Source organism: Pandoraea vervacti (assembly GCF_000934605.2).
Lineage (GTDB): Bacteria > Pseudomonadota > Gammaproteobacteria > Burkholderiales > Burkholderiaceae > Pandoraea > Pandoraea vervacti.
The window spans coordinates 5,156,930-5,177,089 of record NZ_CP010897.2; the positions used below are offsets into that span (position 1 = coordinate 5,156,930).

Genomic DNA, 20,160 nt, shown 5'->3' on the forward strand with positions numbered 1-20,160 from the left:
GTCCAATGCATCCCCGCCCCTCGGTGGTTAGCATTCCTTTCGAAGATCACGTTTTGGTCGTGCGCGGGAATTGAGCGGGAACTGGGCAGGTCGGGTCTCTCTTCCTTCAAACCGTTGTGGGTACAGCGCCCGTCCAATACCCGGGGCCGTACCGTTATTGACGCGGATCGTACGTCAATTCCGTGAGAAGTCGGCGATCTCGCGCCGCTTCTCATGACTAGCAGGAGACCTGTATGAAGATGAAGACGAAGGCAGTGACGCAAAGCGATTCGGTGGCGCAATCGAGCACCGAGGCGGGCGTCACCGAACTCAAGACGCACGAAGTCGATCAGGTAAGCGGTGGCGCTGGCTATGTGAAGCCCGGGGGGGTGTTTAGCCTTACTAACCCGTCGGCGACATTGCCCAGAAAATCCAATCAATACTATCAGGCGAGCTGATCCGGTCTAAGAAGCTCTAACAAAATGATTTCCTGAGATGGCGCCAGCAGATGATGCAACCAGCCATTTTCAGGAAGGCTTCGTGAATGATTGCGAGGCGCTCGAAGCGGACTCGCAATCGCTTGAAGTTGTGCAGCCACGCGATGGTTCGCTCGACAACCCAACGCGTCTTGCCAAGACCGCTGCCGTGAGGCTCGCCGCGGCGAGCAATCTCGGTGGCGATGCCGACGGCGTGCAGGGGCTTGCGGTACTTGTCGTGGTCGTAGCCGCGATCACCCTGAACGATGTGCGGTTTAGACAAGGGGCGACCGCGCTTGCCTCGAATCGGAGGAATCGCCTCGATCAGTGGCAGCAGTTGGGTAATGTCGTTGCGGTTGGCGCCCGTGAGTATCAGCGACAGTGGAATGCCTTGGGCGTCGGTCAGGACGTGGTGCTTTGAACCTGGTCGCGCGCGATCTGTGGGGTTAGGTCCTGTTTTTGACCCGACCCCACTGCCCGGATAGAAGAGGAATCGACGACTACACGAGACCAGTCGATGCGATCGGCCGCACGGAGCTTGGCCAGAAGTACCTCGTGCAGACGATCCCAGACGCCAGCCTTCTGCCAGGCATGTAGCCGTCGCCAGCAACTCATGCCTGAGCCGCAGCCCATTTCCTGCGGCAGCATTTCCCAAGGGATGCCGGATTGCAGAACGAACAGGATGCCCGTGAGCACGGCACGATCGTCCAGCGGCTTGCGCCCGGGATAGCGGGCGCGCCGAGGCTTCGGTGGCGGCAGCAGTGGCTGGATGATTGCCCACAGTTCGTCGTCGAGTATTGGTTTGGCCATGTCCTTTGCGCAGCGATGACTGCGCAAAGGTTAACAAAAATCACTTTGAGTTAACAGCCCCCGTAAACTCATTTTGTTAGAGATTCTAAGTAAGGTGTCAATACGATAAGGAATCAATATGGTAAGCGCGAATTTTTCCGCACGTAGTATCTAGCCGACGGTCAGGGCAAGCTGTGTCCGCAGAAATAATTGTGGACACAGCCCATGACAGAATTCAATTCAGACCTCACCCTGACCGTCACCTGCGTCGGTCGCAACGGCAAACGTCGCTACGATGCGGAGTCGAAGCAGCGCCTGATCGAAGCCAGCCTGCAACGCGGCGTGTCGGTGGCGGGGCTGGCCCTCAAGGCCGGCGTGAACGCGAACCAGCTGCGCCGATGGATCCGGCTGTATCAAGAACGTGGCGGGCGGGTCGGCCTGTCAGGCCAGCGAATCGCGCCGGTGCCGACCATCCCATCGAGCTTTATCCCCGTCCTCGAGATCCCCCACGGCTCAGCGCCGGCCAACGTACCTGCTTCAGCATCGCCCCCCCTGTCGCCGTGCACGCCGATGCGCGCACAGTTGAGCGTCGAGATGCCCAACGGGGTCACACTGCGTCTGGATTGCACCGAACACGATGCCTCGCTGGTGTCGGCCATGATCGAGAGCCTGGGGCGTTGCGATGTTCAAGCTCGACGCTAAGCTTGCGGTCTACCTCCATCGCGACGCCATCGACTTCCGCAAGTCCATCAATGGTCTGGCGGCCCTGGTCGAGGCCGGCGGAATGGACCCGTTTGGCCCGGCGCTCTACGCCTTCAGCAATCGGCACCGGAATCGCATCAAGCTACTCGGCTGGGGTGGCAATGGTTTCTGGCTGTTGATGAAGCGACTCGAAGAAGACCGTTTCGTCTGGCCACGCCGAGCGCAGGCTGTCGTGGCACTCACCCCCGAACAACTGCACTGGCTGCTTGACGGGATTGATATCGAGGCGGTACGTCGTCACCCCGCACGGCAGTATCGGCACGCGGGCTAAGGCAGGGGCTCGGCTGTTACAAATTCGGTAAACCCATGGATGCTGACATTTCGCTATCGTGAGCGTCATGTCAGCCCAAGACCCTACCGCCGATCTGCCGCCAGAAGTGCTGGCCTATATCCGCAAGCTCGAAGCGAGCAACCGCGAACTCAAGGCCCGCGTCGAGCAGCTCGAGGAGTTGTTCCGCCTCGCGCAGCTCAAGCGCTTTGCCCCCAGCAGCGAGAAGCTCAAGGATCGCGTGTTCGATGAGGCGGAACAGGCGGCAGTCGCCGAGCCTGTCGAGGATGATCCGAACGGCGTATTCGCGTTGCCCAATACCGGGCTGCCGGCCAGCGGCGCACCGAGCCCCGGCAAACGAGGCCGCAAGCCTCTGCCGGCCGACCTGCCGCGCACGCGCATCGAATACGATCTGCCGGATGACCAGAAGGTTTGCCCGTGCTGCCAACATGCGCTACATCGGATGGGCGAACAGACCTGCGAGCAACTGCATATCGAGGTCAAGGCGTCGGTAGTGCAGCATGTGCGCCTCAAGTATGCATGTCGCCATTGCGAGCGGCACGCCGAGCTCACGCCCATCGTGATTGCGCCCATGCCGGCGCAACCGCTGCCGGGCAGCAACGCCAGTCCAGCGATGATCGCCACGGTGATGACCGCCAAGTACGCGGACGGCACGCCGCTGTACCGCATGACCGAGGCACTGGGACGCTCGAACATCGAGATCAGCCGCGGCACGCTCGCGCACTGGGTCATCCGACCCGCCGAACGACATCTGTCCCGGCTGTACGACGCCTTACGCGGCACACTGCTCTCGCAATCGCTGATCCATGGCGACGAGACCACCGTGCAGGTGCTCAAAGAGGCGGGCAAGAACGCGCAGAGCCAGTCCTACATGTGGGTCTACCGCAGCGCCGAAACCTGCGCCGAGCCGGTGGTGCTGTTCGAGTATCAGCCTGGGCGAGGCCAGCAGTATCCTCAAGCCTTCCTGAAGGGCTATGCCGGCACGCTGATGACCGATGGTTATAGCGCATGGCGCACGCTCGGCAGCGTGACGCAGCTCGGTTGCATGGCCCATGCGCGCCGGGCGTTCGACGAGGCATACAAGGCGCACAAGCAACCGGACGGTCGTGCGCGTCAGGCGCTGGAATTCTTTAAATCGCTGTACCAGGTCGAAACGCTCGCGCGTGGCGAGCTACCTGAGGGAGAAACCCGGACGGGCTATACATACCGATTGCGCCAGGCCCACAGTGTGCCGTTGCTCGATGCATTCGGCGTCTGGCTCGATAAACAGGCTCCGCAAGTTCTGCCAGAAAGCCTGACTGGCAAGGCGATCAACTATGCGCGCAACCAATGGGATTATCTGCGACGCTACGTCGAGGACGGTGACGCGCCGATCGACAACAACGTGATCGAGCGGGATATCCGGCCGTTTACCACGGGACGAAAGGCCTGGCTGTTCAGCGATACCGTTGCCGGTGCCAAGGCCAGCGCGATCGTCTATAGCTTGATGCTGACGTGTCGTGCCTGTGATGTCGAGCCGTATGCGTATCTGCTACATGTGCTCACTGAGCTGCCGCAGCGCCCGGCCAATGCCGATATCAGCGATCTCTTGCCGTTCAACTTCGCCAAGTCGCATGGCGCTTCCGCTTCAGTCTGATCACTCGGCGGTGTGGGTTAATTCGCGCTTACTCAATATGAAGCGCGATAACGAACAAATTGCTGAGACGCCCCGCATGTCGGTCTCGGTCTCGGGCACGGCCACGCCCCGGCCGACGGAAGTGACGGAGCTGAGCGATCAGGAGATCAGTGAGGTCAGCGGTGGCGTGGGTCTACGCAAGACGTCTGTCGCGGCCCAAGGGCTGTCCGGTTACAGGATCGCGCGCTAATACACGCGGTCATTCCAGCCACCCTACTAGAGGCAATCTCCATGACAACCAAAGCTGAAAACACCACACAACGCACCGAGTCTGTGCAGCCCGCCGAACTCTCGGCAGAAGAAATCGCTCAGGTCGGCGGCGGCGTGGGCCCGAACCGATTCAACATCGGGTTGAGCGTGCCGTCGACGACTAGCGCCGGCGCAACGACGCCGCTCTCAGGCGGCCGGGGTGTCGCGGGCTGACGTCATACGTAGGGCGCTCGCAGCAGCCGCCGCGAGTGCCCTGCTTCGAGTACGACATCACGCGCCGACACTTCATTACTCCCTCCCGCATCGTCTGACGCGACCTATCGCGCTGCCCCGCCCCCTGCACCGTGCCCCTATTCCGTGAAGAAGCGCTTGCTGCGCAAAAAACGACGTCCCTCGGGGAGATCGTTCTCGTTCAGCCGCTATCCATGCGCTTGCTGAGCGTCGTGCTCACGACGTTCGCCGTTGCGGTAATCCTCTTTCTGACCTTTGGCAGCTATACCCAACGCGCCACGGTGCGTGGGCAATTGGCGCCGGCACAGGGGCTGATCAAGCTCTACGCGCCCGAGAGCGGCATCGTGGTCGAGCGACGCGTGCGCGACGAGCAGGTGGTGAAAACCGGCGACGTGCTTTACGTCATCTCCGGCGAACGCCAGAGCGCCCTGGGCGCCACGCAGGCCGCCATCAGCGCGCAGGTGCGCCAGCGTGACGAAAGCCTGCGCGATTCGCGCGACAAGACGCGTGTCATGCAGACAAGCGAGCGCGACAGTCTTGAGGCCACCGTCAAGGGTCTGCGCGGGCAAGCCGGCGCACTGGACGCGCAGATCGCGGGCCAGCGTGAGCGTGTGTCGCTCGCGGAACAAACTGCCGAGCGCTATCGCGGGCTGGTCGGTCAGGGCTACATTTCGCAGGAGCAGGCTGACCAGAAACGGGCGGACGCCCTCGATCAACGCGGTCAGCTCCAGTCCCTCATGCGCGAGCGGCTTCGCGTGGGCGCCGATCTGGCCGCCCAACAAAATGCGCTGACCGAACTCGCGGTGAAGCAGGCAAAACAACTGGCCGCGATCGATCGTGAAATCTCGGGCAACGCCGAAGCACTGAGTCAGAGCGAAGCCAAACGCAGCGCGGTGATCGTGGCGCCGCAGGCGGGCATCGTCACCGCAGCGGTGGCCGAAGTCGGTCAGGTCGTCGATGCCCAACGCCCGCTCGCCGCCATCGTGCCCGCGGGCTCGCGCCTTCAGGCCGAACTCTATGCCCCGAGCCGATCCGTCGGGGCCGTCAAACCGGGCGACAAGGTCCTGCTGCGCTATCAGGCCTACCCGTATGAGCGCTTCGGGCAACAGCCCGGCGTGGTGGACGCCGTCGCACGAACGGCGCTGCCCGCAGACCAGCTTGGCGACGCCGCCCGCGCGCAGCGGGAAAGCGCCGGCGAGCCGCTGTATCGCATCATCGTCTCGTTCGACGCCACGCCGACGTCGCCATTGGGTCAACCGTGGGTACTGCGCTCGGGCATGCAGGTCGAAGCCGATCTGCTGCAACAGCGCCGCCGTTTGTATCAATGGGCGTTCGATCCCGTCCAGAGTCTGTCGGGGAAACTGTAATCATGCTTGAACGTCTGGCACTGGGCTTTCGCCAACGCATGCCGCTCATGCTTCAGACCGAGGCCGCCGAGTGCGGGCTTGCCTGTCTGGGCATGATCGCCGGCTACCACGGTCACGAGACGGATCTGGCGACGCTTCGTGGGCGCTTTCCGGTCTCGCTCAAAGGGCTCACGCTCGGGGCGCTCGTGCAACTCGCCGCGCGCATGGAACTGGCGTCGCGCCCGGTCAAACTCGACATCGACGCGCTGTCCAAACTGCGCCTGCCGTGCATTCTGCATTGGGAGTTCAATCACTTCGTGGTCTTGCGCGAAGTGAGCAGCCGCACGGTCACGATCTTCGATCCGGCGATGGGCATTCGGAAATGCTCGTTCGACGAGATCTCGCGAAGTTTCACGGGCGTGGCGCTGGAGCTGTGGCCCACGGCCCAATTCTCTCCGCTGCGCGAGCGGCGCCCTGTGCGCTTGCAGCGACTGATCGGGCGCATCACGGGGCTCGGCGCGTCCATTGCGCACGTGGTCACGCTGGCGCTGGTGCTCGAAGTCCTGATGGTGCTGCAGCCGTTCCTCATGCAGTGGGTGATCGATCACGTGCTGCCCAGCGCGGATCTGGACCTGCTCACGACGCTCGCCATCGGGTTCACGCTGCTATTGCTGATGCAACAGGTGACTACCGTGGCGCGTGGCTGGGTGCTGATGTTTCTGGGCACGACGTTGAGCCTGCAATGGCGCAGCAACGTCTTCATGCATTTGCTGCGCCTGCCTGTGACCTATTTCGAGAAGCGGCACTTGGGCGACGTGGTCTCGCGCTTCGGGGCGATCGACGCCATCCAGCGCACGCTCACGACCTCGTTTCTCGAAGCGATGCTTGACGGCCTGGTCATGAGCATCACGCTCGCCATGATGTTCGTCTTCAGCGCGCCGCTCGCGTGGATTGCCGTGGGCACGATGGCGCTCTACGCGTTTGGCCGATGGCTGTGGTTCGTGCCGCTGCGCGATGCGACCGAAGCCCAGATCGTGCACACCGCGAAGCAGCAGACGCACTTTCTCGAAACGGTACGCGGCGTCAAGACCATCAAGCTCTTCCGTCAGCAGGACGAACGACGCTCGCGCTGGCTCACGCTGCTCGTCAACCAGATCAACGCGGACCTGACGATCCAGAAAATGGCGCTCGGTTACCGGGCGCTCAGTGGGGTGCTGTTCGGTCTCGAGACGATCATCATCATCTGGCTCGGCGCCCGGTTCGTGCTTGGGGGCACGTTTACCGTGGGCGCGCTGATCGCGTTCATGGCGTTCAAGTTGATGTTCGACACGCGTGTGAGTGCGTTGCTCGACAAATGGGTGGACGTCAAGATGATGCAATTGCAGGGCGAGCGTCTGGCGGACATCGTGCTGCATGCGCCCGAGCCCGCGTCGCCCGCGACCTGGCGAGATGCGGCCGAGCTGAGCGACACGCCGTCGGTGCCGGTCATCGAGGTGCGCAATCTTCGTTTTCGTTACAGCGAGCACGAGCCCTACGTGCTGGACGGCGTGAACTTCCGCATCGAGGCGGGGGAATCGGTGGCGATCACCGGGGTTTCCGGCGGCGGCAAGTCCACGCTCATCAACGTGCTGCTTGGCATTCTGCCTCCCACCGAGGGCGAGGTCTTGCTCGACGGGGTGCCGGTGGGGCACGTGGGGCTGGACAAACTTCGTCAGCTTGCCGGGACCGTGTTGCAGGACGACACGCTATTCGCAGGCACCATCGCCGAGAACATCAGCTTTTTCGACCCGCATGCCGACCTTTCGTGGGTGGGCGAATGCGCGCATGTGGCGGCCATACACGACGACATTGCGGCGATGCCGATGGGGTATAACACGCTCGTCGGCGACATGGGCACGGTGCTCTCCGGCGGACAGAAGCAGCGCGTGCTGCTCGCGCGTGCGCTCTACAAGCGGCCCAGCGTGCTGTTTCTGGACGAGGCGACGAGTCATCTCGACGTCGAACGGGAAAGGGAAGTGAACGCCGCCATCGCCACGCTGCCAATCACTCGCGTGATCGTCGCGCATCGCCCGGAGACGATCGTCACCGCGTCGCGCGAACTGATGCTCGCCGCCGGGCGCATCGTGCGCGATGTCCGGCATGCAGAAACGACGCGGCGTTCGGGGGGTGGGGGTAACGGTGGTGGAGCGGGTGGCGGGGATGCAGTAGGTGTCTCAGGGGTCGTGGGTGCTGTGGGTGCTGTGGGTGCTGTGGGTGCTGTGGGTGCTGTGGGTGCTGTGGGTGCTGTGGGTGCTGTGGGTGCTGTGGGTGCCGTCGATTCCGTGGATGCCTCGGGTGCCGTGGGTGGCGCGCATGTCGCGGGTGAGACGGGGCCGGCGGGAACGGTGGGTGTCACGGTTTCAGCTGCTGTGGTGGAGGCTGTGGACTCAGTCGGTGCGACAGGTGTGGTGGAAGTCGCGGGTTCAGTTGACGCGACAGGTGTGGTCGAAGCAGTGGGCACAATTGATGCGGCGGGTGCGGCGTCAGCATGAACCTCGTGCAACGCCTCGTCGCGCGCGTGCGGCTAGACCCGACATCATCGTCACGGACTCCCGCACCTTCGGCACCTTTCGCGCCCTCCTTGCCTTTGATACCTGCTGCGCCTGCGGTGCCCATGGCGTCTTTCGTATTGCGCACTCGGCACCTGCTGCCTGCCCTGCTTGCACTGGGCGCGGCGCTCTTCTCTCCGACAGCCGCTGGCTGGGGCTGGAACGACCCGCTGCACACGATGGTGCCGCCCCCTCCGGCTGCGCTGGATACGCCTTCGTGGCAAGCGTCGGTTGCTTCAGCGGCGTTGGCGTCATCGACCTCGTCGCCAGTGGCAGCGAATACGCTCGCCAGCACGGACGCGCCGCTTTCCTTGCCGGATGCCGTCGCCATGGCCCTGACCACGGACCCTCGGACGCGGCAGGCGTGGGCAGAGATACAGGGCAGGCAGGCGCGTTTGGGCGTGGCGCGCTCGGCCTACCTGCCCAACGTGACGGCGACCGGCAGTGTCGCGCGGGTCGGTCAGCGTGTGACTTACGATGATTCGCCGGAATTCGATTCGTCGCTGAACAGCCGCAGCACGGACATTGCGCTGAATCTAACGTGGGTGCTGTACGACTTCGGCCAGCGCTCGGCGACCGTCACGCGCGATACGGCGCTGGTCAATGCTGCCGTTTCGTCCAGGAATGCGAGCTTGCAGACGGTTTTTCTCGACACGGTGAAGGCTTACTACGAGGCGCAGGCGCGTCGTAGCGTGTTGCGCTCGGCACGCGAAGCCGAGCGAATCGCGCGTGAGAGTTTCGATGCCGCTGCGGCGCGTCTGACCGCGGGAATCGGCGCACGCGCGGACCAGCTTCAGGCGGAGACGACATGGTCGCGCATGCGTCTGGCGACGTTGCAGGCCGAGAGTGCGGCGCGTCTGGCGATCGGTGAGCTTGCGCTGGCCATCGGCGCACGCGCGGACGCCGCGCTGACGCTAACGCCACTGCCGCCATTGGGCAGCGAGACACTCGACGAGCGGCGTGCAGTTGGCCCGATGCTCGACCAGGCGCTGGCGCAGCATCCGGATGTGCTTGCCGCGCAAGCCGAGCTGGAGGCCGCGCAGGCCAATGTCGACGTCATGCAAAGTCAGGGACGCCCAACGATCTCGCTGACCGCGTGGGCGGACCGGGGCGACACGCCGATCACGCAGGTCACGACGCGTCAGGTGATCAACAACCGGAGCGTCGGGATTCAGATCTCGATTCCGCTGTTCGAAGGCTTCTCGCGTCAATATCGCGTGCGCGACGCGCAGTCGGAAGTGGACCGACGCCGCGAGACGCTCAATCTGGTGAAGCGCCGGATTGCAGCGGATGTCTGGCGTCACTACGAGGTGTTTTCATCGAGCGCCGACACATTGCAGTTGGCGGGAACGCTGGTGACGCGCGCACGCGAAACGACCGATGTCGCACTCGGGCGATACAAGGCAGGCGTGGGCACCTTGCTGGAATTGCTCAAGGCGCAGAACGATCTGACCGATGCCGAACAGCAGCACATCGCGGCGTACACGGCGTTGCACACGGCGCGCTTGCAACTGGCGGCGGATGTCGGGAGGCTGTCGGTGGAGGCGTTGCGGCGGTGAGTTGGGGTGATTGCGAACGTGCCGGCGGTTTTAGAAACGCAAAGGGGTCACGTGGAAACCACGTAACCCCTTTGTTTATTTGGTGCCGGCTGCAGGACTCGAACCCGCCACCTGATGATTACAAATCAACTGCTCTACCAGATGAGCTAAGCCGGCGAAGTCGTGTATTGTAACCGATTCACCGGTTACTGCGACTACCTGTTGGTGCGAAATATTGGTGTGACGTCATCCGCTTTGGCTGTGTCCCGACGCAAGGCCTCGAAAAGCATCGCGCGAACACCGCCTTCGCTTCGACTTACTTCACCACCTTCAAGCGAGCACGTCCAGCGTTGCCGCCAGCCGCGCCGTTACCGCCCGGGCGGGTCGGATCCGGATCGTCTTCCCCCGTTTCCTGCACCGACGGCACCGCTTCCAACTCGGGACTCTCATCCGCAGACGCCTGCTTGTCGACCGGGAACGCCATCCCCTGGCCGTTCTCGCGAGCGTAAATCGCCAGCACGTTCGGTACCTGCACTTCCACCTTCTGTGAGATACCGCCGAAGCGAGCGCTGAATTCGATCCAGTCGTTGCCCATCTGCAATCCGCTCGTGGCGTCGAAGCTGATGTTCAGCACAATCTCGCCATCTTTCACAAACTCGCGCGGAACGCGCGTCTTGGCATCGACATGCACGGCCAGGTACGGCGTGTAACCGTTGTCGGTACACCACTCGTACAGCGCGCGCAGTAAATAAGGCTTCGTAGACGTTTCAGGCATATGACCAACGTATCCCGCCACGAAACCCGCCCGTCACCCTCGACAGGCCGGCCTCACCGGCGGGCAAATCAACCCATTAGCGACGCATGACCTTTTCGGACGGCGTCAGTGCTTCAATGTAAGCCGGACGGCTGAAAATCCGCTCGGCATACTTCATCAACGGCGCAGCATTCTTCGACAACTCAATGCCGTAGTGATCCAGACGCCACAACAACGGCGCAATCGCCACGTCGAGCATCGAAAACTCTTCGCCCAACATGTACTTGTTCTTCACAAAGATCGGCGCCAACTGCGTCAGACGATCACGAATCGACAGACGTGCCTTCTCGTGATTCTTCTCCGCAGCCTTGCCCTTCTCGTTTTCGAGCGCGCTCACGTGAACGAACAACTCTTTCTCGAAATTGAACAGGAACAGACGCGCCCGCGCACGCTGCACCGGGTCGGCCGGCATCAGCTGCGGATGCGGGAAACGTTCGTCAATGTACTCATTGATGATGTTCGATTCGTACAGAATCAGATCGCGCTCGACAAGAATCGGCACCTGACCGTACGGGTTCATCACCGCAATGTCTTCCGGCTTGTTGAACAGATCGACGTCACGGATTTCGAAATCCATGCCTTTTTCGAACAGAACCAGCCGGCAACGCTGGGAGAAGGGGCACGTCGTGCCCGAGTACAAAACCATCATAGCGCGTCTTCCTTAAAAACCAACGGGGCCGGGGCGGGAAACCGACGCTTCCCGAGCCCTGGCCCCGTCGTACAGACGTTATTTTACTTCACGTCCTTCCAATAGGCCGAATTCAGGCGCCAGGCAAGTACCGTAAAGAGTCCCAGGAACAACAAAACCCATACGCCCAACTGCCGACGCGTGCGCTGCGCCGGTTCCGACATCCAATCCAGATAAGATACCAAATCCGCCATGGCAGAATCAAATTCCACTGGCTTCATCGTCCCCTGAGTGATTTGCACGAACTGCGCCGGGCCATGCTCCCCGCCCTGCGCATGCTTCAGACCCCGCTGCCCCTGCAACTGCCAGAACGGGTTCGGCATGCCCACATTGGGAAACGCCAGATTGTTCCAGCCGGTCGGACGCGCGTCGTCCCGGTAGAAGGTACGCAAGTATGTGTACAGCCAGTCCGTGCCGCGGGCCCGCGCCTCGACCGACAGGTCAGGCGGGGCGGAGCCGAACCACTCCTTGGCGTCTGCCGTGCGCATAGCCACGGTCATGGTCTCGCCGATCTTGTCGGTCGTGAAGAGCAGATTGTTCTTGATCTCCGCTTCCGACAGCCCCAGATCCTTGAGGCGCGAATACCGCATCGATGCCGCCGAATGGCAGTTCAGGCAGTAGTTCACGAACAGCTTGGCGCCGCGTTGCAGCGACGCCAGATCGTCGATCCGGCTGGGCGCCGTGTCCAGCGCACCGCCCTCTTCGGCCAAGGCCGGCGCCGCGAAGCCACTCAGGAGCGCCAGGATAAGCAACAGTTTTCTCATCTTGATATTCCTAGTCGTCGTTTGAGTGCGCTCAATGCGCCGCGAAAGTCACGCGATCCGGCACCGGCTTGAACGTGCCGCGCTTGCTCCACAGCGGCATCAGCCAGAAGAATCCGAAGTAATACAGCGCGCCGATCTGCGAAATGGCGGTCTTCACGGGCGTCGGCTCCTGAATTCCCAGATAGCCCAGCACCGCGAAAACGACGACGAGAATACCCAGCAACACCTTGTGGAAACCCGGACGGTAACGGATCGACTTCACCGGGCTATGGTCCAGCCACGGCAGGAAGAACAGCGTTACCACCGCGCCGCCCATCACCACCACGCCCCAGAACTTGGCTTCCGTCAGGAACATGAACAGCAGCAGCAGAACCACGCCGCCGGACGCCGCCACCTTGGTCGTCACCGCAGCACGGCCCTTGATCCACCAGACCGCCGCGACCAGCACCGCTACGCCCATGAGCAGATGCTTGAAATCGTCGGTCGTGGCGCGCAGCATCGAGTAGAACGGCGTGAAATACCAGACCGGGGCGATGTGCGGCGGCGTCTTGAGCGGATCGGACGGAATGAAGTTATTCGCTTCGAGGAAGTAACCGCCCATCGTCGGCGCAAAGAACACGATTGCCGAGAAGACCATCAGGAACACACCCACGCCCATGATGTCGTGCACGGTGTAATACGGATGGAACGGAATGCCGTCGAGCGGGCGGCCATTGGCGTCTTTCTTGTCCTTGATCTCGATGCCGTCCGGATTGTTCGACCCGACTTCGTGCAGCGCGATGATGTGCGCGACGATCAGGCCGATCAGCACCAGCGGGATCGCGATCACGTGGAACGCAAAGAAGCGGTTGAGCGTGGCGTCCGAGACAACGTAGTCGCCACGAATCCACAGCGACAGGTCCGGCCCGATGAACGGAATCGCCGAGAACAGGTTCACGATCACCTGCGCGCCCCAGTAGGACATCTGGCCCCACGGCAACAGATAGCCCATGAACGCTTCGGCCATCAGGCACAGGAAGATCAGACAGCCGAACACCCAAACGAGCTCGCGCGGCTTGCGATACGACCCGTACAGCAGCCCGCGGAACATGTGCAGATACACCACGACGAAGAACATCGAGGCGCCCGTCGAGTGCATGTAGCGGATGAGCCAGCCCCAGGGCACTTCGCGCATGATGTACTCGACCGACGCGAACGCGAGGTTGGCGTCGGGCTTGTAGTTCATCACCAGGAAGATGCCGGTGAGAATCTGGATCACCAGCACCAGCATGGCCAGCGAGCCGAAGAAGTACCAGAAATTGAAATTCTTGGGTGCGTAATACTCGGAAGCGTGGTCCTTCCAGAGCTGTGTGAGCGGAAACCGGCGATCGATCCAGCCCAGCAAGCCCGTCGTGTCGACCTGTTTGTCGGCGGCCATGGTTACGCTTCTCCTTTTTCGTCTTTACCGATCACGATCTTGGTGTCGCTCACGAACATGAAACGAGGAACGTCGAGATTCTTTGGCGCCGGCTTGTTCTTGAAGACGCGACCGGACATATCGTAGGTCGAGCCGTGGCACGGGCACAGGAAGCCCGGATCGTTGCCGAGCGCAGGCAACGTCTTCGCCTGATAAGGCCCGGAAGGAATGCAGCCCAGGTGGGTGCAGACGCCCACCACCACCAGCAGGTCCTTATGCTCGACACGCGTACGAAACTCGTTCTTGGCGTAGTCGGGCATCGGATAGGAAAACGTTTCCTTGGAGTCCGGATCGGCCAGCTCGGCGGTCACTTTGGACAGCGAAGCCAATTCCTCCGGCGTGCGGCGTACGATCCACACGGGAAGGCCGCGCCAGGACACGGTCATCTTCTCGCCCGGCTTCAGGCCGCTGATGTCGGCTTCGACCGGCGCTCCGCCAGCCTTGGCGCGCTCTGAGGGTTCGAGGGAACTGACGAAAGGAACGAGTGTTGCAACGCCGCCTACGCCTCCAGCTACGGACGTTGCAATCAGCAGGTTCCGGCGGTTGCTGTCGACGGCACGTTTCTGATTGTTACTCATCACAAGCCCCACACGGTTGAATTTGTATTTCCGTCAACCTTAAATCATACGCGAGCGCAAATGCCTGAAACAACGGCAAAACGCCTCAGTCTCCTAGTGGTTTTCGCGTATTTTCAAAGGATTAACGTACCCTGCGGGTGGCTACCGCCCACCCGGGGTTTCGCTATTGGGATGCTGCACGAGAACCGCTATGATCGCCGCTTTCGTTGACGCGTGCACGACATTTAGTCATCATTTTCCCTGTCTCGCTCCGGTGACATCGTGCGCGGCCTGTGGCAATCGCGTGACATCGACGGTCGTTGATCGACGTTACCGATGCCGTCGCCCCGAGACCCGCATGAGAAAACCGGTCAATCAATGCCAATTCGAGAGGGCCGGTGCAGCCACGCTCCGCCCGGCCACTCACTAAAACAGCGGAGGAATGGCATGAGCTTCATGTCGGAATTCAAGGAATTTGCCGTCAAAGGCAACGTGATCGATCTGGCCGTCGGTGTGATCATCGGCGGGGCCTTCGGCAAGATCGTCGATTCGGTCGTCAAGGACCTCATCATGCCGATCGTCGGCGCTATCTTCGGCGGCCTCGACTTCTCGAGCAAATTCATCCTGCTCGGCGCGATCCCGCCGGACTTCAAGGGCAACCCGACGTCCTACGCCGACCTGACCAAGGCCGGCGTTGCCGTATTCGGCTATGGCAACTTCATTACGGTCGCGCTGAACTTCCTGATTCTCGCGTTCATCATCTTTCTGATGGTCAAGCAGATCAACCGCCTCAAGCGCCCGGCGCCGGAAGCGCCCGCCGCGCCGGCCCCCACCCCGGAAGATATCGTTCTGCTGCGTGAAATTCGCGACAGTCTGAAGAAGCAGAACGGGTAAGTCCGAAGAGCGCCCCGAATACCCCAGGTACCGAGATACCCCGGCAACCCCGCTCAGGCGGGGTTCGGCATATCGAAGAACCGGTGTTCGAGCCCGAAGCGCGCGGCGACATGCTCGCCAACGGCGCTGGCGCCCCCGCGCTCGGTCGCATGATGTCCTGCCGCCAGGTATCCCACCCCGCTCTCGAGCGCGAGATGCTGGGTGGGTTCGGACACTTCACCGCTGATGTACACGTCCGCGCCGGCGGCGATCGCCGCTTCGAAGAAACCCTGCGCCCCGCCGGTACACCACGCCACGCGGCGCACCTGCCGGTTCGGATCTCCCAGCAGGAGGGGCTTGCGTCCCAATTGGCGTTCGACGTCGGTCGCGAGTGCGCCGAGCGTCGTCGGTTGTGACGGCGCGCCGAGCCAACCGAGCTGATCGGGGCCGAAACGGCCGCCATCGTCGGCAAATCCGAGCCGTTTTCCGAGTTGGGCGTTGTTGCCGAGCTCGGGATGGGCGTCGAGCGGCAGGTGGTAGGCGAACAGGCTGATGTCATTGCCGATCAGCAGGCCGAGACGTTTGCGCTTCATCCCGGTAATGCGCGCATCTTCGTTCTTCCAGAAGTAGCCATGGTGGACGAGCACGGCATCCGCTCCCCAGTCGCGGGCGGCTTCGAGAAAGGCCAGGCTGGCGGTCACGCCGGAGGCGATTTTCCTGATCTCGCTGCGCCCCTCGACCTGTAGGCCGTTCGGGCAGTAATCGCGAAATTGCGCGATTTGCAGGGTATCGTTCAGATACAATTCCAGTTCAACACGATTCATATAAGGTCTCGCTCTTTCATGCTCAGACGCTTCTGGCTACTGTTCGCGCAAGCGGTCACCGTGCTGCTTGCGTTGCTCTTCATCATCGCCACGCTCAAGCCTCAGTGGCTGCAACGCCAGGGTTCGTTCGGCAAGCAACTGGCCAATCCGATCATCGCCTTGCAGGAAGTCGCACCCAGCCTGTCCGACAAACCGGCGGCCGGCTCGTACGCGGACGGCGCGCAAAAGGCCATGCCCGCGGTCGTCAGCATCTTCTCCAGCAAGGAACAAAAGCAGAATCGCGATCCGCGCCTGGATGATCCGCTGTTCCGCTATTTCTTCGGGGACGGCGGCGGCACGGTGCGTCAGGATCCGGTGTCCAGCCTCGGTTCCGGCGTGATCGTGAGCAGCGAGGGCTATATTCTCACGAATCACCACGTGGTGGATGGGGCCGACGAGATCGAGGTCGCCCTCGCCGACGGCCGCAAGGCACGCGCCAAGCTGGTCGGCAGCGACCCCGAGACCGATCTGGCCGTGCTCAAGATCACCCTGGACAACCTGCCGGCCATCACCCTCGGGCGGATGGACCAGGTGCGCGTGGGCGATGTGGTGCTCGCCATCGGCAACCCGTTCGGGGTGGGCCAGACGGTCACCATGGGGATCATCAGCGCGCTGGGGCGTAACCACCTCGACATCAGCACGTTCGAGAACTTCATCCAGACGGACGCGGCCATTAACCCCGGCAATTCAGGCGGCGCACTCGTGGACGTGAACGGCAACCTGCTGGGCATCAACACCGCCATCTACTCGCGCAGCGGCGGCAACATGGGCATCGGTTTCGCGATTCCCGTGTCGACGGCACGCTCGGTGCTCGAGAGCATCATCACGACCGGCGGTGTCACGCGCGGCTGGGTGGGCGTGGAGCCGCAGGACATTACGTCGGACATCGCCGAGTCGTTCGGTCTTCAGCAGGACTCGGGCGTGATCATTGCGGGTGTCGTGCAAGGCGGTCCGGCCGACAAGGCCGGCGTGCAGCCGGGCGACATTCTGACGAAGGTGAATGACGAGTCGATTCGCGATACGACCGAACTGCTCAACGTCATCGCCCAGATCAAGCCGGGCACGCAGGCCAAATTGCACGTCACGCGCAAGAAGAAGGAGCTGGATCTGACGGTGACGATCGGCAAGCGTCCGCCACCGCCAAAGCGTCCCGCACAGGACGAGGACGACGGCGACGAGAACAACGCCGACTGATCGATGTCCTGAGCCGCAACAGGCAACAAAAAAGCACGGGTTTCATCCCGTGCTTTTTGTTTTCCCGGCGGCTTGCGAATCCAGGGCGTCCGAAGCGTCCGGAGCGTCCACAGAATCAGGACGTTGCCTGTCCGTTCTCGCTATCCCCCTTCCCGTCTTTCGCATCCTTCTGCGCGTCCGACTGTTCCCCTTGCTTGACGAACAAGCGCGCGGCGATCAGCCCCAGTTCATAAAGAATGCACAGCGGCACGGCCAGCAACAACTGCGAAAGAATATCCGGCGGCGTCACCACGGCCGCGAGCACAAAGGCGCCCACCACCACGTACGGTCGAATCTGCTTGAGCTTCGCCAGACTCACCACCCCCATGCGCGCGAGCACCACCACGACCACCGGCACCTCGAACGTCACCCCGAACGCCATGAACATCGTGAGAACGAAGCTCAGGTAATTGTCGATATCGGTGTTCATCTCCGCGCCCAGCGGCGCGTTGTAATGCGCAATGAAGTGGAACACCGTCGGGAAGACGAGGAAATAGGCGAAGGCCATCCCGATCAGGAACAGCGTGTAGCTGCTCACGACCAGCGGCATGACCAGTTTCTTCTCGTGCTGATACAGTCCCGGCGCGATGAACGCCCAGACCTGATACAGCACGATGGGCAGCGCAATCACGAACGCGACCATCAGCGTGACCTTCATCGGGACGAAGAACGACCCGGTGATGTCGGTGACGATCAGCTTGCCGTCGGCAGGCAACGATTGGGTTAGCGGGCGGGCCAGCAGCCGGAAGATGTCCGGCGCCCAGTAGACCAGTGACAGGAACACCACGATCACTGCCGTACCCGCGCGGATAATGCGGTTGCGCAGCTCGACCAGATGCGAGATGAAGGTCTCTTCGGCGCCCCCTTCGGGGATTTGTTTCTCGTCGCTCACGTCGACTTATCCAGGAATGAAGCCGGCACAGTGCCAGATGGCGGGAAGTTCGGCGCGGTTATGTCCAGAAGCGTCTCCAGGGCCCTCAACGTCCCCCGAAGACGGGCCTCAGAAGAACTTGACGGGTCGACGCAGCTTCGCCGGTGTGTGACGCGCCACGCGTGCCGCCCCCGACTGCACGCGCGTTCGCGTCGTGCTGGCTTGCTTGAACCAGATGGGCGTCGCGGCCCGGCGCACACGCCAGTTGCGGCGCTTGGTCGACGCGCGGATGCTCGACGTCACGACCGGTTCGGCGAGATAGCTGTCGGAGTATCCGGTCGCGGCATCGGTGCCACCGCCGGCGATCTCGCTCGACGAGGCGCCCGTCGCACTCGCCCAGGCGTCGTTGAGCGACGCCTCCTGCTCATGCAACTGCTTCTGCACGGTGTTCTGGGCAGTGCGCGCCGCGTCCTCGAACTGCGTGCGCATATTGCGCAGCTCATCGAGCTCCATCTCGCGACTCACTTCGGCCTTCACATCGTTGATATAGCGTTGTGCGCGTCCAAAAAGGGCGCCCGCCGTGCGGGCAACCTTGGGCAGACGCTCAGGACCGATCACGACCAGCGCAACCACGCCGATCAGCATCAGTTTGGAAAGACCGAGATCGATCATGTCGACGCCGGCTTAGCCTTGCTTGTGATTGCTCGCGTCCTTGGCCTGCACGTCGATGGTGGTCGAATCGCGCAGTTCCTTGGCAGCCGCCGGGTCTTCCTTGGCGCTGGAGGAGGTTTCGCCTTCCTTCATGCCGTCCTTGAAGCCCTTGACTGCGCCACCGAGATCGCTCCCCATATTGCGCAGCTTCTTGGTGCCGAAAACCATCATCACGATCACCAGCACGATCAGCCAGTGCCAAATACTCAACGAACCCATGACCACTCTCCTTGCGTTTACCTACCTCTGCCGCCTCGCGACGAGGTTTCGTCCAGCGATACTGCCCACGGCTCTCAGGCCTGCGGCGCAGCGCGCCATGTTTGCCCCGTGTTCCGCGACCCTGTGCCCCATTGTGGCACATCGCGCGTCACGTCCAGCATCGTAACCGGGCACGACACCGGGTAGAAATAAATGTTTCGTGAAACCTTTCCCGATGCGGGAGCGTTGCACGCCTCGTCGGGATAACGCGGCAATCCATCGCGATACGCCCCCCAGTCGCGCGCCTCGCGAACCCTTACATGCGCTTCCACGGCCGCGGTCCGGCCAGAATGTGCATGTGAAGATGATAAACCTCCTGGCCGCCGCCGGGCCCCGTGTTCATCACCACACGAAAGCCGTTGCCTTCGATGTTCGACGCATCGCCATCGAAGCGATAGCCCTGTTCGGCGGCGAGCTTCGGGGCGAGCAGCATCATCTTGCCCAGCAGCGCCTGGTCTTCCGGCTGGCAATCCTGCAGCGTGGCGATATGCTTGCGCGGCACCATGAGCAGATGCAGATCGGCGGCGGGATTGATGTCCTTGAACACCACGACATCGTCGTCGGCGTAGACCTGCGCGCTCGGGATCTGCCCGGCGATGATTTTGCAGAAGATACAGTTATCGTGCGTCATGCGTGTGTCTTCCTCTCGAATTCCTGGATGAATCGAAGCCTCGCCCGAAACGCTCAGGCGCGCGTCGCGTACATGGGTTTGCTGTCGTTCAGATAGAGCCAGCCCTTGACGATTCGGTACAGCGTCCAGATGCCGAGCACCCAGAGAATCGCAAAGCCGATGAACACGACAGCGAGCGCCACGCCCAACACCGCCCAGACCACCGACCACCAGAAGGTGCGGATCTGCCACGTGAAGTGCGAGGCATAGAGCGTGCCGATCGTGTCATCGCGTTTGACGTAGTTGATGATGATGGCCACGATCGCCGTCACGCCGCCCGTCAGCCAGAAGAGCGCATAAAGCGCGTAGAGCACATGCGTGAGCTTGCGCAGCGCGCGCTCCTGTTCCTCGGTGGGGGCGTTCACGATATTCGGCGTGTTGACGGTATAGGGGTGGCCCGTGCTGCCGGCGCTATGCGGATCGTTCATGGGATGTCTCCTTCTGAGAGTCTGCGCGCCATGTTTCGACGGGCGGCATTAGCGGACGGGAGTGGCGGGCGCCAGTCGCGCGCGGCAAAAA

Annotated in this window: 23 protein-coding genes and 1 tRNA gene; 11 read left to right on the forward strand and 13 right to left on the reverse strand. The window is 62.2% G+C overall.

The window, feature by feature from the left end:
- Positions 1-233: 233 nt before the first annotated feature.
- Complete coding sequence (locus UC34_RS22440; RefSeq protein WP_044457260.1) at positions 234-437, forward strand: hypothetical protein; 204 nt, start codon at positions 234-236, stop codon at positions 435-437.
- Between the two features lie 16 nt (positions 438-453).
- Here the strand turns inward: UC34_RS22440 and UC34_RS22445 are convergent.
- Positions 454-1,265, reverse strand: a protein-coding gene (locus UC34_RS22445) for an IS5 family transposase (RefSeq protein ID WP_418303913.1) whose coding sequence is annotated in 2 segments (ribosomal slippage) — positions 454-938 and positions 938-1,265 — 813 coding nt in all. Because the reading frame shifts where the segments join, the coding sequence is not laid out codon by codon here.
- 204 nt (positions 1,266-1,469) lie between these two features.
- Here UC34_RS22445 and tnpA point away from each other — a divergent pair.
- The 8 genes from tnpA (at position 1,470) to UC34_RS22485 (ending at position 9,904) form a co-directional block, all read left to right on the forward strand.
- Positions 1,470-1,946 (forward strand): IS66-like element accessory protein TnpA, encoded by a 477-nt coding sequence (gene tnpA / locus UC34_RS22450; RefSeq protein WP_044457261.1) that lies wholly within the window; start codon positions 1,470-1,472, stop codon positions 1,944-1,946.
- Positions 1,927-2,277, forward strand: coding sequence for an IS66 family insertion sequence element accessory protein TnpB (gene tnpB, locus UC34_RS22455; protein ID WP_044457262.1), 351 nt, complete (start codon positions 1,927-1,929; stop codon positions 2,275-2,277). Before tnpA ends, tnpB begins: the two co-directional genes overlap by 20 nt.
- A gap of 67 nt (positions 2,278-2,344) precedes the next feature.
- Positions 2,345-3,931 (forward strand): IS66 family transposase, encoded by a 1,587-nt coding sequence (gene tnpC / locus UC34_RS22460; protein WP_044457263.1) that lies wholly within the window; start codon positions 2,345-2,347, stop codon positions 3,929-3,931.
- Positions 3,932-4,007: 76 nt separating this feature from the next.
- Positions 4,008-4,160, forward strand: coding sequence for a hypothetical protein (locus UC34_RS22465; protein ID WP_157123272.1), 153 nt, complete (start codon positions 4,008-4,010; stop codon positions 4,158-4,160).
- Between the two features lie 41 nt (positions 4,161-4,201).
- The gene (locus tag UC34_RS22470; RefSeq protein WP_044457265.1) at positions 4,202-4,393 is read left to right on the forward strand and encodes a hypothetical protein; all 192 of its coding nucleotides are present in this window, start codon (positions 4,202-4,204) and stop codon (positions 4,391-4,393) included.
- Between the two features lie 212 nt (positions 4,394-4,605).
- Complete coding sequence (locus UC34_RS22475; RefSeq protein WP_084070904.1) at positions 4,606-5,778, forward strand: HlyD family secretion protein; 1,173 nt, start codon at positions 4,606-4,608, stop codon at positions 5,776-5,778.
- Between the two features lie 2 nt (positions 5,779-5,780).
- Positions 5,781-8,288, forward strand: coding sequence for a peptidase domain-containing ABC transporter (locus tag UC34_RS22480; RefSeq protein ID WP_063389862.1), 2,508 nt, complete (start codon positions 5,781-5,783; stop codon positions 8,286-8,288).
- Positions 8,289-8,410: 122 nt separating this feature from the next.
- On the forward strand, positions 8,411-9,904 hold the full coding sequence (locus UC34_RS22485; RefSeq protein ID WP_052811195.1) for a TolC family protein: 1,494 nt from the start codon (positions 8,411-8,413) through the stop codon (positions 9,902-9,904).
- 80 nt (positions 9,905-9,984) lie between these two features.
- Here UC34_RS22485 and UC34_RS22490 read toward each other — a convergent pair.
- The 6 genes from UC34_RS22490 to petA form a co-directional block, all read right to left on the reverse strand.
- Positions 9,985-10,060, reverse strand: a tRNA-Thr gene (locus UC34_RS22490).
- A gap of 139 nt (positions 10,061-10,199) precedes the next feature.
- The gene (locus UC34_RS22495) at positions 10,200-10,658 is read right to left on the reverse strand and encodes a ClpXP protease specificity-enhancing factor (protein ID WP_044457267.1); all 459 of its coding nucleotides are present in this window, start codon (positions 10,656-10,658) and stop codon (positions 10,200-10,202) included.
- Between the two features lie 76 nt (positions 10,659-10,734).
- Positions 10,735-11,346, reverse strand: a complete 612-nt coding sequence (locus tag UC34_RS22500) for a glutathione S-transferase N-terminal domain-containing protein (RefSeq protein WP_044457268.1) — start codon at positions 11,344-11,346, stop codon at positions 10,735-10,737.
- Positions 11,347-11,429: 83 nt separating this feature from the next.
- Complete coding sequence (locus UC34_RS22505) at positions 11,430-12,149, reverse strand: cytochrome c1 (RefSeq protein WP_044457269.1); 720 nt, start codon at positions 12,147-12,149, stop codon at positions 11,430-11,432.
- A gap of 31 nt (positions 12,150-12,180) precedes the next feature.
- Positions 12,181-13,566 carry a cytochrome b gene (locus UC34_RS22510; RefSeq protein ID WP_044457270.1) on the reverse strand — a complete coding sequence of 462 codons (1,386 nt, stop codon included), beginning with the start codon at positions 13,564-13,566 and terminating at the stop codon, positions 12,181-12,183.
- A 2-nt stretch (positions 13,567-13,568) separates the two neighbouring features.
- Positions 13,569-14,183, reverse strand: a complete 615-nt coding sequence (gene petA, locus UC34_RS22515) for a ubiquinol-cytochrome c reductase iron-sulfur subunit (RefSeq protein WP_044457271.1) — start codon at positions 14,181-14,183, stop codon at positions 13,569-13,571.
- Between the two features lie 426 nt (positions 14,184-14,609).
- Between petA and mscL the strand changes: the two genes are divergently transcribed.
- Positions 14,610-15,056, forward strand: a complete 447-nt coding sequence (gene mscL, locus UC34_RS22520; protein ID WP_044457272.1) for a large conductance mechanosensitive channel protein MscL — start codon at positions 14,610-14,612, stop codon at positions 15,054-15,056.
- A gap of 53 nt (positions 15,057-15,109) precedes the next feature.
- Here mscL and UC34_RS22525 read toward each other — a convergent pair whose 3' ends face one another.
- Positions 15,110-15,859 carry a Nif3-like dinuclear metal center hexameric protein gene (locus tag UC34_RS22525; RefSeq protein ID WP_044457273.1) on the reverse strand — a complete coding sequence of 250 codons (750 nt, stop codon included), beginning with the start codon at positions 15,857-15,859 and terminating at the stop codon, positions 15,110-15,112.
- An 18-nt stretch (positions 15,860-15,877) separates the two neighbouring features.
- On the opposite strand from UC34_RS22525, the gene UC34_RS22530 reads away from it, so the two are divergent.
- Entirely contained in the window at positions 15,878-17,092 is a 1,215-nt protein-coding gene (locus tag UC34_RS22530; RefSeq protein WP_044457274.1) for a Do family serine endopeptidase, read from the forward strand.
- 115 nt (positions 17,093-17,207) lie between these two features.
- Here the strand turns inward: UC34_RS22530 and tatC are convergent, their stop codons facing one another.
- The 5 genes from tatC to UC34_RS22555 all read right to left on the reverse strand — a co-directional run bounded on the left by tatC (position 17,208) and on the right by UC34_RS22555 (position 20,069).
- Entirely contained in the window at positions 17,208-18,023 is an 816-nt protein-coding gene (tatC, locus tag UC34_RS22535; RefSeq protein WP_044457275.1) for a twin-arginine translocase subunit TatC, read from the reverse strand.
- A 108-nt stretch (positions 18,024-18,131) separates the two neighbouring features.
- Entirely contained in the window at positions 18,132-18,674 is a 543-nt protein-coding gene (tatB, locus tag UC34_RS22540; RefSeq protein WP_044457276.1) for a Sec-independent protein translocase protein TatB, read from the reverse strand.
- 12 nt (positions 18,675-18,686) lie between these two features.
- The gene (gene tatA, locus UC34_RS22545; RefSeq protein WP_044457277.1) at positions 18,687-18,932 is read right to left on the reverse strand and encodes a Sec-independent protein translocase subunit TatA; all 246 of its coding nucleotides are present in this window, start codon (positions 18,930-18,932) and stop codon (positions 18,687-18,689) included.
- 295 nt (positions 18,933-19,227) lie between these two features.
- The gene (locus UC34_RS22550; protein WP_044457278.1) at positions 19,228-19,602 is read right to left on the reverse strand and encodes a histidine triad nucleotide-binding protein; all 375 of its coding nucleotides are present in this window, start codon (positions 19,600-19,602) and stop codon (positions 19,228-19,230) included.
- A gap of 53 nt (positions 19,603-19,655) precedes the next feature.
- Positions 19,656-20,069, reverse strand: a complete 414-nt coding sequence (locus UC34_RS22555) for a DUF4870 family protein (protein ID WP_237165179.1) — start codon at positions 20,067-20,069, stop codon at positions 19,656-19,658.
- Positions 20,070-20,160 lie beyond the last annotated feature (91 nt).

Coding starts and splice junctions, on each gene's coding strand:
- UC34_RS22440 (WP_044457260.1), top strand. CDS start 234: ATGAAGATGAAGACGAAGGCAGTGACGCAAAGCGATTCGGTGGCGCAA.
- tnpA (WP_044457261.1), top strand. CDS start 1,470: ATGACAGAATTCAATTCAGACCTCACCCTGACCGTCACCTGCGTCGGT.
- tnpB (WP_044457262.1), top strand. CDS start 1,927: ATGTTCAAGCTCGACGCTAAGCTTGCGGTCTACCTCCATCGCGACGCC.
- tnpC (WP_044457263.1), top strand. CDS start 2,345: ATGTCAGCCCAAGACCCTACCGCCGATCTGCCGCCAGAAGTGCTGGCC.
- UC34_RS22465 (WP_157123272.1), top strand. CDS start 4,008: ATGTCGGTCTCGGTCTCGGGCACGGCCACGCCCCGGCCGACGGAAGTG.
- UC34_RS22470 (WP_044457265.1), top strand. CDS start 4,202: ATGACAACCAAAGCTGAAAACACCACACAACGCACCGAGTCTGTGCAG.
- UC34_RS22475 (WP_084070904.1), top strand. CDS start 4,606: ATGCGCTTGCTGAGCGTCGTGCTCACGACGTTCGCCGTTGCGGTAATC.
- UC34_RS22480 (WP_063389862.1), top strand. CDS start 5,781: ATGCTTGAACGTCTGGCACTGGGCTTTCGCCAACGCATGCCGCTCATG.
- UC34_RS22485 (WP_052811195.1), top strand. CDS start 8,411: ATGGCGTCTTTCGTATTGCGCACTCGGCACCTGCTGCCTGCCCTGCTT.
- UC34_RS22495 (WP_044457267.1), bottom strand. CDS start 10,658: ATGCCTGAAACGTCTACGAAGCCTTATTTACTGCGCGCGCTGTACGAG.
- UC34_RS22500 (WP_044457268.1), bottom strand. CDS start 11,346: ATGATGGTTTTGTACTCGGGCACGACGTGCCCCTTCTCCCAGCGTTGC.
- UC34_RS22505 (WP_044457269.1), bottom strand. CDS start 12,149: ATGAGAAAACTGTTGCTTATCCTGGCGCTCCTGAGTGGCTTCGCGGCG.
- UC34_RS22510 (WP_044457270.1), bottom strand. CDS start 13,566: ATGGCCGCCGACAAACAGGTCGACACGACGGGCTTGCTGGGCTGGATC.
- petA (WP_044457271.1), bottom strand. CDS start 14,183: ATGAGTAACAATCAGAAACGTGCCGTCGACAGCAACCGCCGGAACCTG.
- mscL (WP_044457272.1), top strand. CDS start 14,610: ATGAGCTTCATGTCGGAATTCAAGGAATTTGCCGTCAAAGGCAACGTG.
- UC34_RS22525 (WP_044457273.1), bottom strand. CDS start 15,859: ATGAATCGTGTTGAACTGGAATTGTATCTGAACGATACCCTGCAAATC.
- UC34_RS22530 (WP_044457274.1), top strand. CDS start 15,878: ATGCTCAGACGCTTCTGGCTACTGTTCGCGCAAGCGGTCACCGTGCTG.
- tatB (WP_044457276.1), bottom strand. CDS start 18,674: ATGATCGATCTCGGTCTTTCCAAACTGATGCTGATCGGCGTGGTTGCG.
- tatA (WP_044457277.1), bottom strand. CDS start 18,932: ATGGGTTCGTTGAGTATTTGGCACTGGCTGATCGTGCTGGTGATCGTG.
- UC34_RS22550 (WP_044457278.1), bottom strand. CDS start 19,602: ATGACGCACGATAACTGTATCTTCTGCAAAATCATCGCCGGGCAGATC.
- UC34_RS22555 (WP_237165179.1), bottom strand. CDS start 20,069: ATGAACGATCCGCATAGCGCCGGCAGCACGGGCCACCCCTATACCGTC.